Consider the following 2,180-nt stretch of genomic DNA (forward strand, 5'->3'; position numbering starts at 1 on the left):
CGGCCGTGCCTACGAGCCGCAGCTGGCAAGCCTGCGCGCCGGCGTGGACATCGTCGTCGGCACCCCCGGCAGGCTGCTCGACCTGGCCCGCCAGAACGCCCTCGTGCTGACGGCGGTGCGCATGCTCGTCCTCGACGAGGCCGACGAAATGCTCGACCTGGGCTTCCTGCCGGACGTCGAGCGCATCCTCGCCCAGCTTCCGGACATCCGCCAGACGCTGCTGTTCTCCGCAACGATGCCGCCGCCGGTGATCTCGCTGGCCCGCCGGTTCATGCGGCGGCCGGTGCACGTCACCGCGGAGCACCCCGACGAGGGCCGCACGGTGCCGGACATCAGCCAGCACGTCTTCCGCGCGCACGCGCTGGACAAGATCGAGGTGCTGGCCCGGGTTCTGCAGGCCGAGGGCCGAGGGCTGGCCATCGTCTTCGTCCGGACCCGTCGTACCGCCGACCGGGTCGCCGACGACCTGACCGGGCGTGGTTTCGCAGCCGCGGCCGTCCACGGGGACATCGGCCAGGGCCAGCGGGAGCAGGCGCTGCGGGCGTTCCGGTCCGGCAAGATCGATGTGCTGGTCGCCACCGACGTCGCCGCCCGTGGTATCGACATCGGCGGGGTGACCCACGTGGTCAACTACCAGTGCCCCGAGGACGAGAACGTCTACCTGCACCGCGTCGGCCGCACCGGCCGAGCCGGCGGCAGCGGGGNCAGCGGGGTGGCGGTGACCTTCGTCGACTGGGACGACATACCGCGGTGGTCCCTGGTCAACCAGGCGCTGGGCCTGCCCTTCGACACCCCGGTCGAGACCTACTCGACATCCCCGCACCTGTTCGAGGCCCTGTCCATCCCCGCGGACGTCCGCGGGGTGCTGCNGGTGCTGCCGCAGGCGTCCCGTACCCGGGCCGGGCTCGCCGCCGAGGAGGTCGAGGACCTCGGGGAGACCGGGCGTCCGAAGCGCCGGCGGTCAGGCCGGGCCGGTGACCGGCCGGACGCCATCCGCGCCGAGCCGTCGGCCGGTCGGCCCCCCGCCGCCCGCACGACCCGGACCAGGCGCCGTACCCGTGGGGGCGGCGCCGCGGTGGCGGCGGTGACCGTGGTCCCCGCCGACGAGCCCACCGACGCGCAGCCGGCGGCTCACGCGGACGCGCCCGCGCAACAGCCGNCCGACGCGGTCCCAGCCCTGTCCCCGGCAGCGTCCGTGGAACTTCCCGGCGCACCGGCTGGCGGGCCGTCCGTGGCCGAACCGCGGCCGGCCGGGACCAGCGGGCGGATACGGCCGGCGGCCAGCAGGGCCGCCCTGTTCCTGGAGCCCGCTCCGCTGCATCCGACGGCGCCGGACACCGGCTCGGATTCCATCGTGGCTGCCGACATCGTGGAACCCGACATCGTTGAACCCGACATCGTTGAACCCGGCATCGTGGAGCCCAACATCGTGGACCACGGCATCGTGGACCACGATTCTGCCGCTCCGGGCTCCGGTGCGGACGGCACCGCGGTGACCGGGCCGGCTCCCCGGCGGCGCCGACGCCGCCGGCGGCGCGACGATCGCGGCCGTCCCGTCGGCTCACCGGCCGTGGAGGCGAACCTCACCGGCAGGCAGGACGACCGGATCGAGCAGCGAGCCGAGTCGGCCTGACGACCCCGGCCCGGACCAGCCCGGTCCGGGCCAGCCCGGCGTTCCGGGATGCCGAACAGCCGGCATGATCGCTGGTTCGTCGGGTCGGTCAGCCCGTCGCACCTGTCAGTCCCGTCAGAACCCGGCGGACGCGCGGAGCCCGGACGTGAAGCGCGCCGCCGGCCACCCGGCCGGACCCGTCAGGGCTCGACGGAGGTGTGGACCCGCAGCCGGATGCGCACCCAGGCGATCCGCCGGCATGCCGGGCAGCGCACCAGGGACCGATGCCGCAATCGTGGCACCGGCACATGCACGCTGGGGAGCAACAGGGCGACCGCCTCACGCGGCCGGAGCGTGGTCGTCTGCCCGCAGCGGGAACACATCACATCCAGCCCACTGTCCACCGGCGTGACCGGTGTGCCCGGCCTGCCCCCGCTGTAGAGCGCCCGCTTGCCGTGGACGTCCCGGCCTACCGTCACCGGGGTGGCAAAGCGCTCGTGGGCCGCGGGTGGGGGCTGCGCGGCGCTGCGCGGCCGTAGCCGGTCGAAACCGGCGGACGCGGCAGCCG

General features: G+C 74.8%; 2 protein-coding genes. One reads left to right on the forward strand and one right to left on the reverse strand.

What is annotated here, in order from left to right; all coding sequences use genetic code 11:
- A partial coding sequence (locus FrCorBMG51_RS00165; protein ID WP_235433189.1) for a helicase-related protein occupies nucleotides 1-1,633 on the forward strand: 1,633 nt, incomplete at its 5' end.
- Nucleotides 1,634-1,812: 179 nt separating this feature from the next.
- On the opposite strand, the gene FrCorBMG51_RS28895 is transcribed toward FrCorBMG51_RS00165, so the two are convergent.
- On the reverse strand, nucleotides 1,813-2,180 hold a 368-nt coding region (locus tag FrCorBMG51_RS28895), incomplete at its 5' end, for a hypothetical protein (RefSeq protein WP_235433190.1).

The sequence above is a fragment of the Protofrankia coriariae genome (genome assembly GCF_001017755.1).
GTDB classification, from domain to species: domain Bacteria; phylum Actinomycetota; class Actinomycetes; order Frankiales; family Frankiaceae; genus Protofrankia; species Protofrankia coriariae.